Genomic DNA, 21,227 nt, shown 5'->3' with positions numbered 1-21,227 from the left:
ATGAAAATACAATAGCATATCTCCAAAGGGGAGTAGCGTCCAAGAATCTATTCTTGGAAACAAAGTCGTCATTACGTAGAACTCTGTTCTTCCGGCTTTGTTGGCATTTTCATTACATATGTCTAGCAAGACCTTTGCCTATCAACGGCAGAGGTCTTTTTTGTTTTTTCCAGTTTATCCCACCGTCGATAGGCTGGAGTATGGGGAAACTAAACAGTGGGGAAACCTCTTCACTTGTTTAATATTTATACAAATGAGAGGAGAATGTACATGGATGTATCATTATTATTGGAGTATGGTTGGGTATTATTAATTTTAGTTGCACTAGAAGGAATTTTAGCAGCTGATAACGCGCTAGTTCTTGCTATCATGGTCAAACATTTACCAGAAGAAAAAAGAAAAAAAGCATTGTTTTATGGATTAGCAGGAGCTTTCGTGTTCCGCTTCGGATCATTATTTATGATTTCCTTCTTAGTCGACGTATGGCAAGTGCAAGCAATCGGTGCCATTTACTTAATGTTTATCGCTGGTAACCATTTATTCAAAACATACGTTAAAAAGAATTCGCATGAGGAAAATGAAGAGAAAGAATCAAAGAAAAAACAAGAAAACTTTTGGTGGACAGTATTTAAAGTTGAAGTTGCTGACATTGCGTTTGCTGTTGATTCTATTTTAGCAGCTGTAGCATTAGCGATGACTTTACCCAAAACAGGTCTTGGTACAATTGGTAGCCTTGATACTGGACAATTCCTGGTTATTTTTGCAGGTGGTATGATTGGATTGATTATTATGCGATTTGCTGCATCAGCTTTCGTACAACTATTAAAACGCAAACCAGGTTTAGAAACTGCCGCTTTCTTAATTGTTGGTTGGGTTGGTGTTAAATTAGCTGTTTATACATTGGCTCATCCTGCTTTAGGCGTTATTCCACACAGTTTCCCAGAATCAGCACCATGGAAAATTGGATTTTGGATTGTACTAATTGGAATTGCAATGGGTGGTTGGTTCTTATCTAAAGATACAAGTGTCCAAAATACACAAAAGAATTTGGATGAAAAAGCGCTGTAACAACAGCGTTTTTTCATTTACCTCACACTAAATAGTCCCCCTTCCAAAATAGATAGATGGAGGATAACTAATCCATTTGCCATCCTTGAAAGATAACGCCCCAATGATAGAAGTTTCATTTTATTACATAAAAAGTTGCCATTTCCCTCTATTTTTACAAACATATGATATCATACCACAATTTGTTAACGCTTTCATTTAGAAGGTATGTCCTTTTTGTGAAATATTGCACAAACTTATTGAAACTAAGAGTAAATACGTGTACCTTATTCATATGAAGAGTACTTACAGACAATGTACTAAAGGAGCGTATTAATTATGCTAGAACAAGGATTAGCTTACGTTGTACAACTTGCGCAGAAAAAGAAACAAATGTTGGATGCAAATCCAATGCAATATTTCATTCGCGCTGCACTAGCTGGCATCTATATTGGTTTTACTATTGTACTATGTTTTAAATTAGGAAATTTCTTCAATGTTGTAAATTCACCCGCAACATATTTAGCATCTTCTATGTTTTTTGGAATTGCACTCATATTAATTATATATGGTGGAGCTGAATTATTCACAGGAAATACAATGTATTTTACAGTCGCAACTCTGCGAAAAGAAACAACAATTGGCGATACACTTCGTAATTGGGTTGCTTGTTATGCAGGTAACTTAGCAGGTGCAGTATTTTTTGCATTGTTATTTTATGCAACTGGTATTTTCCAATCAATCAATCATGGACATTTAATGAGTACAGTCGTTGCAGTAAAAATGGGAACACCTACAATGCAATTATTTTTCAAAGCGATTTTATGTAACTGGCTCGTGTGCCTTGCATGTTTCCTACCTTCTCAAGTAAAAGGAGATACAGCAAAAATACTTATTATGATGTTTCTTGTCTTTACTTTCTTCTTATCCGGTTATGAACATAGTATTGCAAACTTATCATTATTTGCACTATCTTTAGTATCACCACATCCTGATACAATTTCTTTCGCTGGTGCTATCCATAACTTAATTCCGGTTACAATTGGCAACATTATCGGCGGATCCGTATTCGTTGGGATGGTATATCATTATTTAACTCAAAAAAATCCAGAACCTAAAGCGGCAGAAGATAACCTAGAAGCAGTTCAACAAGAAGAAATCATCCCTTTACAAGCACAGATGAAACACTAAAAAAGCTCCAAGGATCCCCTTGGAGCTTTTTAACTTCCAGTACATTTCACCTGTATATTTGAGGAAATCTCTCTCGTTTCTTTTCCTTTATTTATCCGCTCTAACATGTACTGCATACCAATTGAATCATTTGTATGTAAATGAATTTCCTGTACATAAAGGCCTTCCGTACAAAAAACTTCTAAAAAATCCAAACCATTTTTCTGACGCCATCCCATATTATAATCGAGCGATATAATATCTACATCAGAATTGCGCAAAAAATTTAAAGCAGTTTCGGCTGTTGTCGCTAAGACATAACCAAAGGGGCAAGGTCTTTGATCATCCATATACACTTTCATTTTCTACTTCTCCTTTATCCCGCTATTTGCGGACAGTAATACCTCCACTGGTTACAGTTTCACTTTATTCCAGATATATCATAGCCAAATAACATATTGTTCCAAGTGCAATAAACGGTCCGAATGGCAATGGTTGTCTTGATGTAATACGCTTGAGTAACATACCAATTCCAAAGAAACAAAGACTCAAACTAGAAGCACAACAAAGCACAATAAAAATTGCTTTCGCCCCTATTATAAATCCAAGTAGCGAAAGTAATTTCACATCCCCTCCTCCAAGTCCATTCGGAAATAGAATTTGAACGAGATATAACACAATAAATATCGTTCCTCCACCAATCAAACCCTCCCACCAAGGAACGAGTGAAATAAAAATATGTTCTATTACAAATAAACAAGCAAAAGAGAATAAAATTACATCCGGGATTAACATATAGAACAAATCTGTCATTGTAATGATAATGAGTAAAGAAAGTAACGTCCATATAAGAATTAGTTCTTTCTCCATTCCAATCACATACGTAAAAAAAAGAAATGCTCCCCCTGTTATCACCTCAAACAATGTATAAATAAAGGGTACTTTCATTTTACAATGAATGCAGCGACCTCTTTGTAAACAAAAAGAAATAATTGGAATAAGCTCTTTCGGCCTTAGCGTATGACGACAATAGTCACAATAAGAACGAGGAGCAATAATAGATTGTCCAATAGGAATGCGTACTGCTACAACCGTATAAAAAGAACCTAGCACCGTCCCTATTAAAAAAGCATATAAATAAAATATCACACCATCCTCTCCTTCCCCCAAAAAATATAGCAAAAAGAGAGCGACACTTCCATTTCGCATTATCTTTGTTCTAATAAAAAAGCAGGCCATTTCTTAGCCTGCTTTTCCCCATTTTACACTACAAAATAATATGCTTTTAATGGTCCATGTACACCTACAACAAGATTCATTTCAATATCAGCTGAGTTACTTGGACCTGTAATAAAGTTAATACAAGATGCAACTTCTTCTCCATTCTCTACACGCGTATTCATATCATGAACCGCTTGTGTAATACGTGGTACAATTGTTTCACGTGGAATGATTGCAAAATAAATCGTAGGCAAGAAGTGTAAAGAACGACCTTGTCCTTTATGACTTTGCACGACAATTGTACCGGATTCTGCTAATGTGTAATCACTAAAAGCAATACTGATATTTGCTTTTTCAGCTAAGCGAATATTTTCTTCTTTTTTCTCTGGATCCCAAGTGTTTACTTCAACATTTTCGTTCGGAAGTTCTATAGAAAATAGAGCATTCAAACCGTATGTATCAAAACGTTCGTCCCCCGATAATAAAATAGGTCCGCCGCCGTTTTCAGTAATTACTTTTCGAACTACTGCACTCAGTTCATCCTTTGTTGTTTCAATTACAGTCGTATGAATGTTGGTACATTGTTTTTTGAATACTGCTAACAATTCTTCCTCTGAATAATCTTTCAACGTTTCTACGTTTACATTATTCTTCCATACTGGACGCTGTACTCCTTCTGTTTTAAGCGCACGCCCAAGTTCTTTCGCAATGTTGTCTAAAAAGGAATCACGGTTTTGAATTGTCCCTGTCATCAGTCATTCCCGCCTTTCTTATGATCTTTATACCAATCACGGAATCTTTCTTTACTTGGAGCTGGGAACTCGCGAATATCCGTCCAGTTTTTCAGCGGTCCTACACCTTTCGTTACACGATTACCAGACGTAAATGGACTCATAGCAGCCGGAGCAATTTTAGATCCCATTTTGTATAAAGATGCGGAAGACGCACCCATACTAAACATCTTCATTGCTAATTTTTCTGCAAGTGGCGCTCGCCCTTCTTCCTCAACAATGACTTGGCGATGTTTTAATAACAAGTCATGCAATGGAATTTTTACCGGACAAGCTTCTGTACACGCTCCGCATAAACTAGAAGCATACGGAAGCTCTTTATAATCATCATATCCACCTAAAAGTGGTGTTAATACTGCCCCAATTGGACCAGAATAGATGGATCCATAAGAGTGACCCCCAACATGACGATATACAGGACATACGTTTACACAAGCTGCACAGCGAATACATTGCAACACTTGACGGAATTCAGAACCTAAAATTGTAGAACGTCCATTATCAACAACAACTAAATGAAATTCTTCTGGTCCGTCTACTTCCTCTTCCTGAATCGGTCCTGCTACCGTTACATAACTTGTTAATTTTTGACCAACCGCACTGCGGCACAGTAAACCAACAAGAACATCTAGTTCTTCCATAGTTGGAACCATACGTTCCATACCCATTACCGCGATTTGTGTTTTGGGAATAGACATAACAAGGTCAGCATTTCCTTCGTTTGTTACTAGACAAAGAGAGCCTGTATTTGCAACTGCAAAGTTACATCCCGTTACCCCAATTTCAGCATCCATAAATTTTTCACGAAGTTGTTTACGAACAAACTTTGTCATTTCATATGGATCATCAGAATTTTCATACCCAAGCTTTTCTTTAAACACATCACGAATTTGCGTTCTGTTTTTATGAAGTGCTGGTGCAATGATATGAGATGGTGGATCGTTATCTACTTGTAAAATGTACTCACCTAAGTCACTCTCTAATACTTCACAGCCAATTTCTTCAAGTGCATGGTTCATGCTAATTTCTTCCGTTACCATCGACTTTGATTTTACAACTTTTTTTGCTTGCTTCTTCTTTGCTACCTCTTGAATATACTGTGCTGCTTCTTCTTTCGTTTTTGCAAAGAAAACATGCCCGCCTCTTTTAGATACATTTTCACTCAGTTGCATTAAATAGTAGTCTAAGTTTTCTAACGTATGCTGACGAATTTGTTCACCAAGTTCACGCCATTCTTCCCAGTTTCCTAATTCATCGGCTGCTTTTAAGCGATTTGTATATAAACGCGTTTGTGCAGAAGATACTGCCCCGCGCATAAATGAATCTTGAATTCCATCGCCAACGCGATCATTAAATTTTTTCTCACTGATTTTCATAGACATAGCTTATGTTCCCCCTTCATGAGCGACTATTCAATACCTCAGCAATATGCATTACTTTTACTTCTTTACCTAAGCGCTCAATACGTCCGCCAATGTTTAACAAACACCCACAGTCAGCACCAATTAAATAACCAGCACCTGTTTCCATCACACTATCCACTTTCTCATCTACCATTTGTTCAGAGATTGGTGTCATTTTAACTGAAAACGTTCCCCCAAAACCACAACAATTTTGTACGTTTGGTAGTTCTTTTACAGTTAGCCCTTTTACATTTGATAGTAAAATCCCTGGAGCTTCTTTTACTCCTAGCAAACGTGTCATATGACAAGATTTGTGAACAGTCGCTGTTCCTTCTAAGTGCGCACCAACATCTGTAACTTTTAACACATCAACAATAAATTGTGTTAATTCATATGTTTTATCTGCTACTTTTTGTGCACGAGGTGCCCATTTCGGATCATCCTTAAAAACGTGTGGATACTCATGAAACATTGTCGCACAAGAACCAGATGGTGTAACGATATATTCTGCATCTTCGAAAGTTTCAATCATATGCTTCATCGCTTCTTTTGCTGCTTCTACATGACCGCTGTTATATGCTGGTTGTCCACAGCAAACTTGAGCTTCTGGAAATTCAATTTCACACCCCAAATGCTCCAACAATTCAACCGTTGCTTTACCAACATTTGTTTCAAACATATCAACTAAGCAAGTAACAAACAAAGTAACTTTCATAATTATAATTCCCCCTCATTACAACTTCGCCAACAATCATATGGTCATCAGATGACTTAACAGAAAGAAGAAGCTAGGCATAATTGAACTACCTAAACCTCTCCCTAAAAAGAAAACGCTTACTCAATCTTTCTCTATTCTATCAGAAAAATGAATTTTTGAAAGACTAAATCACGAATTTATATCTTGTCTACCTGTGACAATATGCTCTACATTTGTTAAATGATTTAGCATTGCTTGCTGTGCAGATTCCACATCTTGTTTCAATACCGCATCATAAATAACTTGATGCTCTTCTAAAAGTCGTTCTGCTGTTGTTTGTTCACCATATAAAATAATGCGTCTCGACTCACCAATCGTCTCAGCAATCATTTCCGAAACATGATTCATAAGTTCGAGTAAGATGTTGTTATGTGAAGATTCTGCAATTCCCATATGAAAATGAAAGTCCGCTTTTTCACCAGCCCTTTCATTCCCCATGCTTTTTTCCATTTCATCTAACCAATGCTTCATATTTTTCAAATTATCTTCTGTACGTTTTACTGCTGCTGCCCGAACTGCCCCGACTTCAAGCACTTTTCGTACTTCCAATAAATCTAAAATATCTTCCTTCTTCATTAACAACATGTTATTTAAAGGTTTTGTCAATGCTGAAGAATCGAAGTTCTTCACATATGTTCCTTCCCCTTGTTTCATTTCAATTAACCCCATAGCTCGCAAGGCACTAAGCGCTTCACGAACTGCAGATCTGCCAACTTGAAACTGCTCGGCTAATTGATGAACAGGAAGAAGTTTGTCACCAGGTTTTAATGTACCATTTTTTATCATCGTTAAAATGGCTTCAGATACTTCTTCGTAAATTTTTTTCGGCTTAATAGATTTGTACTCCAGTTAAATCACCTCAGTATCATCCAAACAACAATTCAAACGATTTATAAGAACATAGCATCCATAACCATTTTAGAACGAATTAGTAAGAAGTACAAATGTTTTGTTCATAAAATAGCCAAATTTTTGTTATATAGAGGAAATTGATGGTTATTATACCCAATAGCGGGTTGTAACTGGTATTTAATCTGGTATTATTCGCCTTCATTTCCTATTTCCCCCTCTATTCACGAATAGTAAGACCCCCACTTCAAAACGTGTTACGTTTAAGTGGGGAAATTGACAACTAAAACATACTTCCTTCTTCATTCGCAGGTAATTTTATAATAACCGTTGTTCCCTTTCCTTTTTCACTTTCGACTCGCCATTCTCCATCATGGATATGCACGATTTGTTTGACAATCGCAAGACCAAGACCTGTTCCACCATGCCTGCGACTTCGCCCTTTATCAACCCGATAGAAACGTTCGCCAAGCTGCTCTAAATGCTCAGCATCAATACCAATTCCCGTATCCTTTATTTTCAATTCACACTGCCTATCTTTTTTCTTCAATTGTATAGAAATGTTTCCATTTTGATTTGTATAACGAATAGCGTTGTCTAGCAAGTTATGAAGCACCTGTTGCATCCGATCCTCATCAATCGTTACAATAATATCTGGATCAAGATCCGTTGAAATATACAGCTCTTTTTCCATACATTTCAATTCGTACGTTTCTAATACATCTTCAATAAGCTGCGCAAATACAATCGGTTGTTTTTTTAATGGAAAATGGTCTCCTTCAAGTTGCGCCAAATCCAATAAATCATGAACAAGCCGTTGCATACGACCAGCTTCTCTATGAATGAGCTGTGTAAATTTTGATTGTTGCTGTCCCTTTGCAACTCCATCTAATATCGCTTCACTATACCCCTTAATATAACTTAGTGGCGTCCGCAGTTCATGAGAAACATTTGCTGAAAATTCCTTACGTTTGACATCTTCCATTTCTAATGAATTTGCCATTTTATTAAACGCTTTCCCTAAACGTCCTATTTCATCTTCCGACGAAATCGTAATACGCTCAGAAAAATCTCCTGTTGCCATATGATTTGCGACTCGTTCCATTTGTGAGAGCGGTTTTGTAATCGCAATAATAATTTTTCTACCAATCCATATTGTAAGTAAAATCATAACGAAAGCTAATGGAGCTAAAATAAGTCCCATATCATAGATTAAATCTTTAATACTCTTTAATGGAATATATGAGTACACAATCCCAACTAATTTCTTTTCTTCTAAAACAGGAATAACAACTCCCATAATATTACGCTCGAAATGTTCTTCATATCCAACCTTCGTAACAGTCTTTCCATCTAACAATGTTTGTCTATCACTCTCACTAATAAGGGAATGATGATGTACATCAAAAGGTATACAAGCACTTAAATCACGAGGATTACTAACGAAAAGTACATCCGCACTCGAGATACGATCAAATGCCTGAACTTTCTCTCCAAACGCTAACGTACCCTCGTCCTTTTTATATTGAGATACGAGCCTTTTCCCTTCCATTACTAACGAATCTTCAATGTTTTGAACATATAACTTTTCATATGAATATAAGGACACGAAATAAAGAAAAGAAACTGTTACACATACTGCACATACCACCGTAAGCCAAAGCTTTTGTACCATCGTAAACATGTTACACCTCAAATTTATAACCTACACCCCAAACTGTTTGAATGTAGTTTCCACTTTCTCCAAGTTTTAAACGCATCGTTTTCACATGTGTATCTACCGTTCTCGTACTTCCTGCGTAATCATATCCCCATACCTTTTCAAGTAATTGCTCACGACTAAACACTTGTCCATTATGCCCGCAAAGAAAATAAAGTAGATCAAACTCTTTTACAGTAAGAGAAATAGGCTCTCCGTCTATTTCAATTCGACGACTTTTTTCGTTAATTACGATTGGACCAAATTGAAGTTCTTCTTCTTGTTGTTCTTGCTTCGTATATCTTCTTAATACAGCTTCCATACGAGCAATGAGCTCACCTGGACTAAATGGCTTTACAATATAATCGTCCGCTCCCATCCGTAAACCATTAACGCGGTTCCATTCTTCTCCTTTTGCTGTTAAAAAAATAATCGGTACATCCGATGTTTTTCGAATTTCTTTACAGACTGAAATTCCATCCATCTGTGGCATCATAATATCTAAAATAACAAAATCATAATGATCTGTATCAAGCATATGAAGCGCATCTTTTCCGTTCTCTGCTTCTCCCCATTCATATCCGAAATTATCTAAATACATGCCAACAAGCTGTATCATATCACTTTCATCATCTACAAGTAACACTTTATGTTTGTTCATCTCTCTCCCTCTCTCCCTTCTCGCTGCGTAAGTTGAAACGGTCCCTTTCCAACCGCAATCGTTTGTTTCACTTTCATTTTCTGAATATCAATTACATACACTTCATTACTATCATAGCTAGCTACATAACCTTCTTTCCCACTTTTCAAAAAAGCAAATGGATTAGATCCTACCTCAAGAGCTCCTACTTCTTGATATGTTCGCGCATCAAATTTTCTTAATGTATTTGATCCATGACTTAATGCATACACGAATTTTTCATCTCCTGCAAGACTAACTGGCATAAATGGTGCATGTAAAGAGCGAATCATCTGTCCATCTGCTAAAGAATAAACCAATACTTTCTCATTCACTTGCTTCCCATCTCCATGTCCACCAATCCATATTTCCTTTCCATCAGCGCTGACCATTGCCCCTGTTGATGCTGGTGGTACCATAAATGAATGCACAACTTTCTTTTGGTCTAAGTCAATTGTTGATAACTGTGTATCATAAAAATTTAATACATGTAATTGTTTATCATTCTGCACCATTGTTAGCGGGCCTTTTCCTACCGAAACACTCTCTGTCTCTTTTCCATTTGTTGTAAAGAATCGTACTTTTTGTTCATTTTGATCAGCCATAAATAATTGTTTTCCATCATTTGATACGATGACATTCGTAATTCCTTTTCCCGTTTTCCATTTGTTCACTTCGTTTCCTTCTGTTAACGAGTATATATATGCATATTCTAACTGCTTACCATATACAAGCATGTCTTCCCCACTTGGCAGCAGCACGATTCCTGTAATAGGTTCTTTTAATTCCCATGTTGTTAATGTCTTTTTCGACTTTTCATCAATAAAACTAACGCTACCTTCTTTAATATTTGTTGTTATGATGATACTTTTATTTTTAGCAATCGGTGTATATGAATTCCCCTGACATCCTGCTAACAGAAACAAAAAACATAGCAGAAAAAAGTATTTCTTCAAAAGATTCCCTCCATCTTTAGATGATTTCGTTATAATTGTAAAATAGCAAATATTTGTGAGGAAAGTGTGAAATCTTCCTAGTCTTAATAAAACTACATATATAATGTACAACAAATAGAAATAGAGGTGTGCAAATTATGCTTTTTCCCGATTTAGCAAACAAAATTGTCCGTGAAGTTCGAAGGCTAATTACTGAAAATATTATAATTATTGATATACAAGGCACAATTATCGCTAGCACAAATCCAGCACGAATTGGACAATTTCATGAAGGCGCCCTTCGCTGTGCGAAAGAAAAGAAAACTGTCATCATTACAAAAGAAGATGAACGATATTTACAAGGGGTAAAAGCAGGAATGAATCTGCCTCTCCTTTTCCATGATGAAGTAATTGGCGTTATTGGCATTACAGGTGAACCCGAAAACATTTCACAATACGGGGAAATATTACGAAAAATGACCGAATTATTAATTCATGAAAATTATTTTTTAGAACAACTAGAACTCGAGCAACGTTCCTATGAAGCTTTTGTTTTTGATTGGTTGCAAAGCAATGATTGGTCTCCTAGTTTTCTCGACCGTGCGAAAACACTCGGTATCGATTTACATAAGAAAAAACAACTTATTTTATTTTCATTTGATCAAGATGATACAATGCTACAACGGAAAATTTGGCAGCATATTCGTAACTTGTTAGCTAAAGAGGAACTATTTGTACGCTGGGGAAATGACCGTTTTATATTATTTACAACAATGGAAGCAAAGAAAAGAACTTTTCAATTTTTAAAGAGATTGAAACACGATTGTGAATCTTTATTTCCGATTATACTATATATTGGTATTGGACAAACAGTAATGCCAAATGAAATGCATGTATCATACGAACAAGCATTGCGTGCGCTTTCGGTTGCCTTTAAAACAAAAGGCATTATATTTAATGAAGATTTACGTTTAGAAATGTGTTTACAAGATATTACCGCTAACACTCGTGAAGAATTTCTTCAACGCACCATTTATCACTTGCTACCTGCAACTGAACTCATGCAAACACTACGCTTATTTATCGATCATAATCAATCCTATAAACAAACAGCAGAACTGTTACACATTCATATTAATACATTACATTACAGACTTAAAAAAATAGAAGATTATACAGGACTTGACCCAAAACAATTTAAAGATTTAATTATTTTATACTTTGCACTTCTTTTATTAGATAATCATACAAAAAAAGACAGCAAAAACAATTAATCTTCAGTTGATTATACATAGAAAGAAATCCCCTACTTTTTTATGATTATAATGAAAACACTGTTACAACGTGTATATTCTTATTTTCATCATTCAGTAAATAGTCATTGAATGATGAAATGAGTCAAACTCTTATGAATAGGATAAACAAGTTAACAGTTTGAGGGGGATTTTCTAATGTTAGAACAACATATTATTGATTTATTCGTATCCATTGTTGGCAAAGATAATGTAGATACGTCCAACATGGGACGTTTAACGTATAGCTACGATGCAACTCCAAATTTCCAAGCGATGCCCGATGCGGTTGTCGCACCACGCAACACGAACGAAGTAGCTGAAATATTAAAAGTATGTAACGATCATAAAGTTCCAGTTTACGTACGAGGCTCTGGAACAAACCTTTGCGCAGGAACATGTCCACTTGAAGGCGGAGTTGTTCTTATCTTCCGCCATATGAATCATATTTTAGAAATAGATGAAGAAAACTTAACAATTACCGTGCAAGCTGGTGTCATTACACTTGATATTATTAAAGCAGTGGAAGAAAAAGGGCTATTTTATCCACCAGATCCAAGCTCTATGAAGATTTCTACAATCGGTGGGAATATCAATGAAAATTCCGGTGGCTTACGCGGTTTAAAATACGGTGTAACACGAGATTATGTTATGGGCCTTGAGATTGTCTTGCCAAATGGTGATATCATTCGCACCTGTGGTAAATTAGCAAAAGATGTAGCTGGCTATGATTTAACTCGTCTATTCATCGGCTCTGAAGGCACACTTGGTGTTGTAACAGAAGCCATTTTAAAACTTGTTCCAATGCCTGAAACAAAGAAAACAATGCTTGCATTATATCAAGACATCAATGAAGCCGCTCGTGCTGTATCAGCAATTATTGCCAATAAAATTATTCCAGCAACACTTGAATTTTTAGATCAACCAACAATTGAAGTGGTAGAAGAATTTGCACAGATTGGTTTACCAACAGATGTAAAAGCAATTCTCCTAATCGAACAAGATGGCTCTCCTGAAGTTGTGAACCGCGATATTGAAAAAATGGCTGAAGTTTGCCGTTCTATGCATGCGGTTGATGTTCGTATTGCAAAGGATGAAACAGAAGCAGATGCACTCCGTACAGCGCGTCGCAGTGCGCTCTCTGCTCTAGCAAGACTGAAACCTACCACAATTTTAGAAGATGCTACTGTACCACGTTCTCAAATTGCTCCTATGGTTGAAGCAATTAATGCCATCGCTAAAAAATATGATATTTCTATTTGTACATTTGGGCATGCTGGTGATGGAAACTTACATCCAACATGTATGACCGATGCTCGTAATGCTGAAGAAATGCACCGTGCTGAACAAGCCTTTGCAGAAATTTTCGAAAAGGCAATTGAACTTGGTGGTACCATTACAGGTGAACATGGCGTTGGTGCCATGAAAGCTCCTTATTTAGAGTTGAAATTAGGAAAAGAAGGCATCGCTGCTATGAAAGGTATTAAGCAAGCTTTCGATCCACATAACATTATGAATCCTGGAAAAATGTTTGCCAAGGACTCTCGTAAAAGAGTGGTGGTAGAAAGATGACAACATTAAATAAGGGCCAGATTCAAAAAGCATTTAAAGAACGCCTGAATGAAGATGAATTATTAAACTGTATGCGATGTGGATTTTGTTTACCAACTTGTCCTACCTATATTCAATCTGGATATAAAGAGTCTCATTCCCCGCGCGGTCGTATCGCTTTAATGAAGGGCGTTGTCGATGGATTAATTGAGCCGGATGAAGATATTGAAAATACATTAAATGTTTGCCTTGGGTGCCGCGCTTGTGAACCTGTTTGTCCATCTGGCGTAAATTACGGACATTTATTAGAAGAAGCACGCGATATTATGAATCAAAATAAAAAGTTCTCTATGCCCGTCAAAGCTGTTCGCAAAATTGTATTCGAAGGCTTATTCCCTCACCAAAATCGCATGCGAACATTAACAGGACTAATCGGTTTTTATCAACGCTCTGGCTTACAAACGTTAACACATAAAACAGGCATTATGAAGTTGTTCCCAGAAACACTCGCAACAATGGATCTCATCTTACCAAAAGTACCTAAGATGAAAGAAATGAAAAATCGCCCTGAATTTTTACCAGCTGAAACAACAAAGAAAAAACGTGTTGCTTTCTTTACTGGCTGTTTAATGGATACAATGTTTTTGGAAACAAACAACGCTACGATGAAACTCCTTCAACTTGCTGGCTGTGATGTTGTGATTCCAAAAGAACAAAGTTGCTGCGGAGCACTACATGGTCATGCCGGGGAAAAAAGTGGCGCAAAAGAGCTTGCAAAACGAAACATCCAAGCCTTTGAAGATTTAAAAATTGATTATATTATTACAAACGCCGGTGGTTGTGGCGCGTATCTCGTAGATTATGACTACCTATTAAAAGATGATCCAAAATGGGCAGAACGCGCAAAACAATTTGTTACGAAAATAAAAGATATCACTGCTATTTTAGTAGAATTAGATTTTCATAAACGAACTGATTTACGCCTTCCTCCGCAAATTATTACGTATCAAGACTCTTGTCACTTGCGTAATGTCATGCGGACATCTTCTCAACCTCGTATGCTCTTACAAGCAATTCAAGGTGTGACATATCGTGAAATGAAAGAAGCGGATCGTTGCTGTGGTTCTGCTGGTATTTATAATATTGTACATTCGGAATTATCCATGGAATTTTTAGATTACAAAATGGAACGTGTTCATGAAACCGATGCAACAACAATTGTCACTGCAAATCCAGGGTGCTTACTACAAATGAAACTCGGCATTGAACGTGAAAAGCTTTCTCATAAAATGAGAGGTATTCATATTGTAGATTTATTATTAGAAGCAATTGAATCAAACTCGTAATATATGTAACAATGTGAAAACGGCTATCTCTTTCTTCTATGTAAAGAGATAGCCGCTTTTTTATTCGCTACAAGATTAAAAATATGTTACCGTCTATAAAAAAAGAACAACAAAAAGATTACAACTTTGTAAAAAAGCATCCATTATATTCCTCAAAAAAATGGTAAAACCCTTGATGTGAATGGTTTTCATCTTTCCTAAATAGGTAATTTCACCCAAAATATCACCTTTATAAGCAAGGCAGAAAATGCTGAAATTTCCTTTTACAATCTAGTTTTCTCGCATTTCATCTCTTATTTAAATCTAGGATAAAATAGGTAATTTTATAGTCTATGTATTTTTTTCCATCTTTTTTCCGGCAATTTGTATGCTACGATGAATTTGTCAGTCGGACAGGCTGTCAAAAATAAATCTGTGTGAGAACAGTTAAAAAACTTTTACATAGGGGGACACATATCATGAAAAAGCGTGTTTTATTATCTGTAGCAGCAGCAACTGCATTTACATTCGGAGCATCTACTCTTAGTGCCGAGGCAGCAACGGTACAACCATCCACAATAAAGGTTCAAAATATTCAGCATTCTAAAGCCTTTATGCAACATATGAATCAACAAGAATTACAAAAATACTTACAATCTATGGGAATTAACTCTCTAGCACAATGGAATCAAGTAAAATTCCAACAAGGGAACTGCTTCATTCCTGGTCAGCAACCAAACGTACCTACTACACCAGAGGTTACTAAACCAGAAACTACTAAACCGGTAGAACAAAAACCGGCTGAAGAAACAGCAAAACCAGAGGCTCAAAAGCCAGCTGAAGAAGCAAAAGGCTCTTTAAGCGAATTTGAACAACGCGTTGTTGAATTAACAAATGCTGAGCGTGCAAAACAAGGCTTACCAGCATTAAAAGTTGACGCTGAATTAAGTAAAGTTGCACGTGCTAAATCTGAAGATATGCAAAAAAATAACTACTTCGATCATAATAGCCCAACATACGGATCTCCATTCGATATGATGAAGAAGTTCGGTATTTCTTATAAATCTGCAGGTGAAAACATCGCACAAGGCCAACGTACACCAGAAGAAGTTGTACAAGCTTGGATGAATAGTGAAGGTCACCGTGCAAATATTTTAAATAGCGGTTACACTCACATCGGTGTTGGTTATGTTGAAAGTGGAAACTACTGGACACAACAATTTATTACGAAGTAAGTATATGAATTAAAACCTTTCTTTTTAGAGGGGGAGAGAGGATCTGGCCGCACATAGAAGCGGTCAGATCCTTTTTCTGTCCCATGCCATGTGAAACCAAAAGGAGACAATGAGTGCAGGTCTCCTTTTGGTCTTCATAGCCGCGACTTATATATTGGAAAATCAAAATGGACTTATATATATAAGGAGTCTCCTATTATAGAAGACTCCTTTTTTCCCTCTATTCGCGAGCAGTAAGACCTTCATCTCAAAATTCAGCGAAAACAAGACGTTAGGTTTTGGGATCAACTGCCCGGAAAAGCTCGATTGGTGAGGGCCGATAATCAGCGTGGGGAGATAAAGAAGCCCCCACTGATTAAAATTTTACTTTATGTTTCATAATTTTCTAGTATATATGAATACAAAATACAACACATAAAAGCAATAGACCCACAGCTAATCACACCGATTAGTAGATACAATCCCCATTGTAGTTTCAAAAACAAACAAATTAATATGATAAGCGACATGTATTGAAAAATACGCTGACTAAACAAACGTATTTTCTGTAACACAATCGGCTCCTCTTCTTTTTTTCTTCCTTTTTTAAATCCTTTACTAACCATAAAAAGAAACGCGCTAATCCCTATTATAAGACCCGTTTGAAATGGTATATCTATTCCAGTGCCAATAGCAAGAATAAACATATGAATAAATAATAAAAATAGCGATACATTCTCTTTAAATCTCATCACAATATAGTGGTCATTCTCATTAAACTTATATACGTAACGTGAGATTATATACAACAGACCATGAAAAAAAACAATAAGATAAGGAATAAATAATACCACCACTTGCTTCCTCGCATATTCATTTGGTTCACCATTCTGATTCCAGTGCACCGCTAGATAATTCGGTAAATTTGGATATAGAAACAACGTAAATAGAAGGCCAGCAAAAAATATACCCATAATATATTTATATCTTACCAAGTAATCTTCACCTCTCTTTTCTATTTACGGCTTCGATTTTCACAAAAAATTTCCTGCAAAAAATATCTTTCTCAACTAAACAGAAAAACTTTACTTGTTCGACGTTTGGAAAGATTTCATGATGTTATTTAAATAGCTAGGAAGTGGAACCTCTACTGTTATCTCTTCTTTTGTAATTGGATGTAAAAATGCAATCCGCATAGCATGTAAGGCTTGACTTGACATATATGTGGATTGTCCACCATATAACGTATCACCAATTAGTGGATGACCACTATGACTCATATGAACGCGAATTTGATGTGTTTTTCCTGTCTCTAATTGTAACGTTACAAGCGTTACATCTTGATGCTTAAAATATTTCTCTACCCGATAATGCGTTACCGCTTGATCACCTTTTAAAGAAACTCGGCGTCTTGTTGCATGATGTCGATCTCTTCCAATCGCTGCGTCAATTATCCCTTGCTTCTTTTTTACTTTCCCTTCCACCAATGCCAAATACGTTCTTTTAATGTTACGCTCCATTAATAACCGATCCATAATAGCACCAGCTATCCCATGTTTTGCAAATACAACGCCACCCGTTGTATCTTTATCTAATCGATGAATATGCCGTACTTTCGTCTCCACACCTTGCATTTGTAAATGAAAAGCAACAAGGTTTGCAAGTGTTCCTGTTCCACCTTTGCTAGAAGGATGCGTATCCATATGCGCAGGTTTATTTACAATTAATACGTGATCGTCTTCAAATATCACTTCTAAATCACCGAACTCCGGCTGGACACCATATTCTTCCTGGATAAACATATGAACTTGCAATTTATCTCCTTCTGCTAAAGGTTCACTCCATCGTTTTCGTTCTCCATTGACGATGATACCTTTTTCCATACGAAGTTGATGTAATAGTTTTTTTGGGACGCCCCATTCTTCTTTTAACAAAGAATCAATGCTGATACCGCTCCATTTAGCAGGAACCGTAATTTCACACCATTCTCCCTTTCTTTTCATTTCCATGCTTTATCCACCTTATTTCTATTGATTCTACTATTGTAACGGAAAATGATTCATTATGCATTGTTTAAAGCAAAAGACAGTCTATTGCATAGACTGCCCTCTAAGCACGTAATTTCTTCATTTCTCGTAACATTTGTTCTGCTTTTTGCTCATAAGATAAATCTTTAAAAAAATCTGCTAATCGCTTGTAGTCATTGTAAGCATCTAATAAATCATCTATCGTTTCTTCCTGAGAAACTTTTGGCTTCGATTTCATTTTCACCGGGTACCGATAACCGGACATCTCATGTATTTTATAATATTCTTCCTCCACTTGAATTACTTTCACAAGTTCCTCTTCTTCAGCATCCATTGTGTACCCATCAAATTCCCTCAGTAATTCATAAATAATATGAGTCCATTCATCTTTTGGGTAAAACCCTTTTTCTAGTCTATAGCCGACAATGCGATACATGTGCCCATCATTTTCTGCAAACTGTACAGTATCATTTAACTTAAATTTAAAATAGCGAAACATTGTCTTCACCTGCTTTTATATGTATTGTTCTTACCACATACTATTTGCAAAAAGAGGGTGATGCTATTCATAAAAAAAAAGCGCTCATCCTATAAGAGAAACTGCTAAAAAACTTTTCTTTTTGGGTGAGAGAGGAAATGAGAGAAGATCCACTTTTGTGTTCATATCTGCGATTGATATGTCAGTAAATCAAAATGAATATATATGGAAAGAATGGCGGATCAAAAAAGACCACTGAAAAACTTCCGTTTTTCAGTGGTCTCTCTACAAGATGAGCGCTTTTTTAATCCGATGATTTTACTTTTTTCTTTCGGAACGGCAGCCACCAGTTCCAATCTCCGAACATTTTCATTAAACTTGGTACAAGCATAAGTCGAATTATTGTTGCATCAAGAAAAATAGCAAGTGCCACACCGAGTCCCATTTGCTTTACTGGTAAAATATCAGTAAATGCAAATGCTCCTGTTACAACAATCATAATGAGAGCAGCTGATGTAATGATACGACTCGTTGATACAAGTCCTTCTAACGTTGCCGTATCATTATCTCCTGTCTCTTCATACAATTCATGAATACGAGAAATAAGAAATACTTCATAATCCATACTTAAACCGAACACAAGGCCGAATATAAAGATTGGTAACACGAATAAAACTGAACTTTCTTCCAATCCAAAATGCCCACCTTCAAATAGCCAAATCACAATACCAATGGTTGCGCTTAAACTAAGTACATTCATCACAATGGCCTTAATTGGAATAAGTATAGATTGGAATGCAAAGAGCAAAATAAAGAAAGTGGAACCGAATATGACGGACATCCCAACCACAACTTTATCTTTAATTTCATCCTCTAACTCTTGTTGAAATGTTGTCATACCACCTAAATAATACGTAATACTGTCATCTTTATACGTGTCTTTAAAATCACGAACCCATTGCTTCGCAATTTCCGTTCTCGGCTTTGTATCCAAGGAAATTTGAAGAGTTGTTTTATTTCCTTTTGTATATGCTTCCAGTACAGGTTCCACTTGCGTACGCTGTGGGGATTGTAACAATGTAGCAAACTGTTCAGGTTTCATACCGTTTAGTTCATCATATAGACTTTTTACTTTATATACATGCTTATCTTTTTTCAGTTTTTGAATAACATCTTCTAACTTCTGTAAATTTTCTTTCTCTATGACATTACTTTTCATCTCTAGTACTAGTGTAACATCGGCATGTGTTTTTACAATTTTGTTAAATGACTCTTCATACCTTTCATATGCAATTCGTGTATCACTTTTCTCTGGCAATGCTTCTACACCAGGAAATTGCAGATTAGCAGTGCGCAGCGGCAACAAACAGACAATAATAAACAATGTAACAACGATAATCATCATAATAGGATGCTTCATAACAAATTGAGCGAACTTACGCCATATATTTGAAGTGCGAGGTGCAGTTTGATCCCTTTTCAAGATTCGCTTCCCTATTAACGATAACAATGCCGGAAGAAGTGTAAGTGAAAATAACATACTCATTATAACAACAATCATCCCGCTAATCGCAACAGACTGAATATAATCAATTTCAAAGAAAAACAAACCGGATAAACCAACAAAAACACATAACCCTGAAAATACAATAGCACGCCCCGCTGTTTGATATGTGACAGCTATCGCCTCTTTTACTGTCCGATATGCCACTTCCTCTCGAAACCGATTCACAAACAGCAATGCAAAGTCAATTGATAGCGCAAGCCCAATCATAGGTGCAACATTTAATACAAAAATAGATAACTCTTTATCTACACCAATAAAATATAAAATGCCCATTGTACTAATAACACTCAGCGCCCCATTTAAAATCGGCAAGATGGAAGCAAGCAAGCTACCGAATGAAAATAGTAGTACAAGAAAGGCAATTGGCAATCCGATCATTTCTGCTACTTTCAAATCATTTTGTGTCCGCTCATTAATTTCTTCATTAATCTTTGGAAAACCTGTTGGTGATACTTTCAAAGTATCGTTACTTTCCTTTTCTATTTCTTTTGCAAATTGTAATGTCTTTTCATTCCGTTCTTTACTTGTTTTCCCGGAAAATAAAATTGTCGCATACGCAATATCGTCTTGTAACATTTCTTTATTTTCTAATGGATGATGGAATGAATCATACGTTTCTTTCGTTTGAATTCTTGTTGTAATGTCTTCGATTCTTTTTTGAAAATCCTCTTTTGAAATTCCTCTATTCTTCTGGAAAACAAGAAGGAGCGTATCTTGAGACTGTTTAAAATCTTTATCTAAAATTGCTTTTGTCGTTTGATAGTCTCCTTTTGTTTGGAAACCATCGCCCCCTAATACCCCTGGAAGTTTTGGTGCGAAAATGCCGAGTGCTATCGCTAACACAACTAATGTAATTATGACTGTATAGCGAAGTTGATAAAGAAAACTACCGAATTCCCCCCATTTATCTATTTTATGTACATTTGTCTTCACACATCTTCACCTACTTTATATAATTAGTGAATCTTTCTATATAAATCCAGTTTAATTTTTCGACATATAAGTTGCTGCGACGAAGAACAAAAAGTGACCGCTACTTGTTTTCTCTTTCTGTTTTCATTTGGCATGGGGCTGAAAAAGGATCTGACCGCTTCTATCCACGGACGGATCTTCTCTTCCACCTAAAAAATGGTTTATGTCGGTTTTTCCATTTGGATTTATATATATTTTAGCACATATTACCATAATCAATTAGAGAATTTGGTATGAAAAAAACGTCCGA

19 protein-coding genes and 1 riboswitch are annotated in these 21,227 nt (G+C 36.2%); of the genes, 6 read left to right on the top strand and 13 right to left on the bottom strand.

Annotated features, from left to right (window positions below; translation table 11 throughout):
• The first annotated feature begins 15 nt into the window (after nucleotides 1-15).
• A riboswitch (yybP-ykoY riboswitch) is annotated at nucleotides 16-195 on the top strand.
• A gap of 75 nt (nucleotides 196-270) precedes the next feature.
• Together JDS96_RS08135 and JDS96_RS08130 are read left to right on the top strand one after the other, a co-directional pair.
• Nucleotides 271-1,068, top strand: a complete 798-nt coding sequence (locus JDS96_RS08135) for a TerC family protein (RefSeq protein ID WP_033795989.1) — start codon at nucleotides 271-273, stop codon at nucleotides 1,066-1,068.
• Between the two features lie 318 nt (nucleotides 1,069-1,386).
• Nucleotides 1,387-2,238 carry a formate/nitrite transporter family protein gene (locus tag JDS96_RS08130; RefSeq protein ID WP_003196057.1) on the top strand — a complete coding sequence of 284 codons (852 nt, stop codon included), beginning with the start codon at nucleotides 1,387-1,389 and terminating at the stop codon, nucleotides 2,236-2,238.
• A 29-nt stretch (nucleotides 2,239-2,267) separates the two neighbouring features.
• On the opposite strand, the gene JDS96_RS08125 is transcribed toward JDS96_RS08130, so the two are convergent.
• The 9 genes from JDS96_RS08125 to JDS96_RS08085 all read right to left on the bottom strand — a co-directional run bounded on the left by JDS96_RS08125 (nucleotide 2,268) and on the right by JDS96_RS08085 (nucleotide 10,572).
• Nucleotides 2,268-2,579, bottom strand: a complete 312-nt coding sequence (locus JDS96_RS08125) for a cyclic-phosphate processing receiver domain-containing protein (RefSeq protein WP_199666576.1) — start codon at nucleotides 2,577-2,579, stop codon at nucleotides 2,268-2,270.
• Nucleotides 2,580-2,643: 64 nt separating this feature from the next.
• Nucleotides 2,644-3,426 (bottom strand): prepilin peptidase, encoded by a 783-nt coding sequence (locus JDS96_RS08120; protein WP_199666597.1) that lies wholly within the window; start codon nucleotides 3,424-3,426, stop codon nucleotides 2,644-2,646.
• Between the two features lie 53 nt (nucleotides 3,427-3,479).
• The gene (locus tag JDS96_RS08115; RefSeq protein ID WP_199666575.1) at nucleotides 3,480-4,190 is read right to left on the bottom strand and encodes a LutC/YkgG family protein; all 711 of its coding nucleotides are present in this window, start codon (nucleotides 4,188-4,190) and stop codon (nucleotides 3,480-3,482) included.
• Nucleotides 4,190-5,611, bottom strand: coding sequence for a LutB/LldF family L-lactate oxidation iron-sulfur protein (locus tag JDS96_RS08110; RefSeq protein ID WP_003196053.1), 1,422 nt, complete (start codon nucleotides 5,609-5,611; stop codon nucleotides 4,190-4,192). Before JDS96_RS08110 ends, JDS96_RS08115 begins: the two co-directional genes overlap by 1 nt.
• Before the next feature lie 16 nt (nucleotides 5,612-5,627).
• Nucleotides 5,628-6,347, bottom strand: coding sequence for a (Fe-S)-binding protein (locus JDS96_RS08105; protein ID WP_199666574.1), 720 nt, complete (start codon nucleotides 6,345-6,347; stop codon nucleotides 5,628-5,630).
• A gap of 171 nt (nucleotides 6,348-6,518) precedes the next feature.
• The gene (locus JDS96_RS08100; RefSeq protein WP_255258758.1) at nucleotides 6,519-7,208 is read right to left on the bottom strand and encodes a FadR/GntR family transcriptional regulator; all 690 of its coding nucleotides are present in this window, start codon (nucleotides 7,206-7,208) and stop codon (nucleotides 6,519-6,521) included.
• A gap of 313 nt (nucleotides 7,209-7,521) precedes the next feature.
• A complete protein-coding gene (locus JDS96_RS08095; RefSeq protein WP_003206404.1) occupies nucleotides 7,522-8,922 on the bottom strand; it encodes a sensor histidine kinase in 1,401 nt (466 codons plus the stop codon).
• Nucleotide 8,923: 1 nt separating this feature from the next.
• Nucleotides 8,924-9,598: a response regulator transcription factor gene (locus JDS96_RS08090; protein ID WP_199666573.1), complete on the bottom strand. Its 675-nt coding sequence runs from the start codon at nucleotides 9,596-9,598 to the stop codon at nucleotides 8,924-8,926.
• Nucleotides 9,595-10,572 carry a YncE family protein gene (locus tag JDS96_RS08085; protein ID WP_199666572.1) on the bottom strand — a complete coding sequence of 326 codons (978 nt, stop codon included), beginning with the start codon at nucleotides 10,570-10,572 and terminating at the stop codon, nucleotides 9,595-9,597. Before JDS96_RS08085 ends, JDS96_RS08090 begins: the two co-directional genes overlap by 4 nt.
• A 137-nt stretch (nucleotides 10,573-10,709) precedes the next feature.
• Here JDS96_RS08085 and JDS96_RS08080 point away from each other — a divergent pair, with 137 nt between their 5' ends.
• The 4 genes from JDS96_RS08080 to JDS96_RS08065 all read left to right on the top strand — a co-directional run bounded on the left by JDS96_RS08080 (nucleotide 10,710) and on the right by JDS96_RS08065 (nucleotide 15,954).
• Nucleotides 10,710-11,825 (top strand): CdaR family transcriptional regulator, encoded by a 1,116-nt coding sequence (locus JDS96_RS08080; RefSeq protein ID WP_006094082.1) that lies wholly within the window; start codon nucleotides 10,710-10,712, stop codon nucleotides 11,823-11,825.
• Nucleotides 11,826-12,002: 177 nt separating this feature from the next.
• Nucleotides 12,003-13,415, top strand: a complete 1,413-nt coding sequence (glcD, locus tag JDS96_RS08075; protein WP_199666571.1) for a glycolate oxidase subunit GlcD — start codon at nucleotides 12,003-12,005, stop codon at nucleotides 13,413-13,415.
• A complete protein-coding gene (locus JDS96_RS08070) occupies nucleotides 13,412-14,740 on the top strand; it encodes a (Fe-S)-binding protein (protein WP_199666570.1) in 1,329 nt (442 codons plus the stop codon). The genes glcD and JDS96_RS08070 overlap by 4 nt, the downstream gene beginning before the upstream one ends.
• 458 nt (nucleotides 14,741-15,198) lie before the next feature.
• Complete coding sequence (locus JDS96_RS08065; RefSeq protein WP_199666569.1) at nucleotides 15,199-15,954, top strand: CAP domain-containing protein; 756 nt, start codon at nucleotides 15,199-15,201, stop codon at nucleotides 15,952-15,954.
• A gap of 368 nt (nucleotides 15,955-16,322) precedes the next feature.
• On the opposite strand, the gene JDS96_RS08060 is transcribed toward JDS96_RS08065, so the two are convergent.
• From JDS96_RS08060 to JDS96_RS08045, 4 genes are all read right to left on the bottom strand, one after another.
• On the bottom strand, nucleotides 16,323-16,928 hold the full coding sequence (locus tag JDS96_RS08060; protein ID WP_018764147.1) for a DUF1648 domain-containing protein: 606 nt from the start codon (nucleotides 16,926-16,928) through the stop codon (nucleotides 16,323-16,325).
• 90 nt (nucleotides 16,929-17,018) lie between these two features.
• Entirely contained in the window at nucleotides 17,019-17,942 is a 924-nt protein-coding gene (locus JDS96_RS08055; protein ID WP_003196042.1) for an RluA family pseudouridine synthase, read from the bottom strand.
• A gap of 100 nt (nucleotides 17,943-18,042) precedes the next feature.
• Entirely contained in the window at nucleotides 18,043-18,459 is a 417-nt protein-coding gene (locus JDS96_RS08050; RefSeq protein WP_003206419.1) for a hypothetical protein, read from the bottom strand.
• A 283-nt stretch (nucleotides 18,460-18,742) separates the two neighbouring features.
• Nucleotides 18,743-20,938, bottom strand: a complete 2,196-nt coding sequence (locus JDS96_RS08045; protein ID WP_199666568.1) for an MMPL family transporter — start codon at nucleotides 20,936-20,938, stop codon at nucleotides 18,743-18,745.
• Nucleotides 20,939-21,227 lie beyond the last annotated feature (289 nt).

The sequence above is a fragment of the Bacillus cereus group sp. N21 genome (genome assembly GCF_016483395.1).
Lineage (GTDB): Bacteria > Bacillota > Bacilli > Bacillales > Bacillaceae_G > Bacillus_A > Bacillus_A pseudomycoides.
This window is presented reverse-complemented; position numbering and strand designations above follow the sequence as displayed.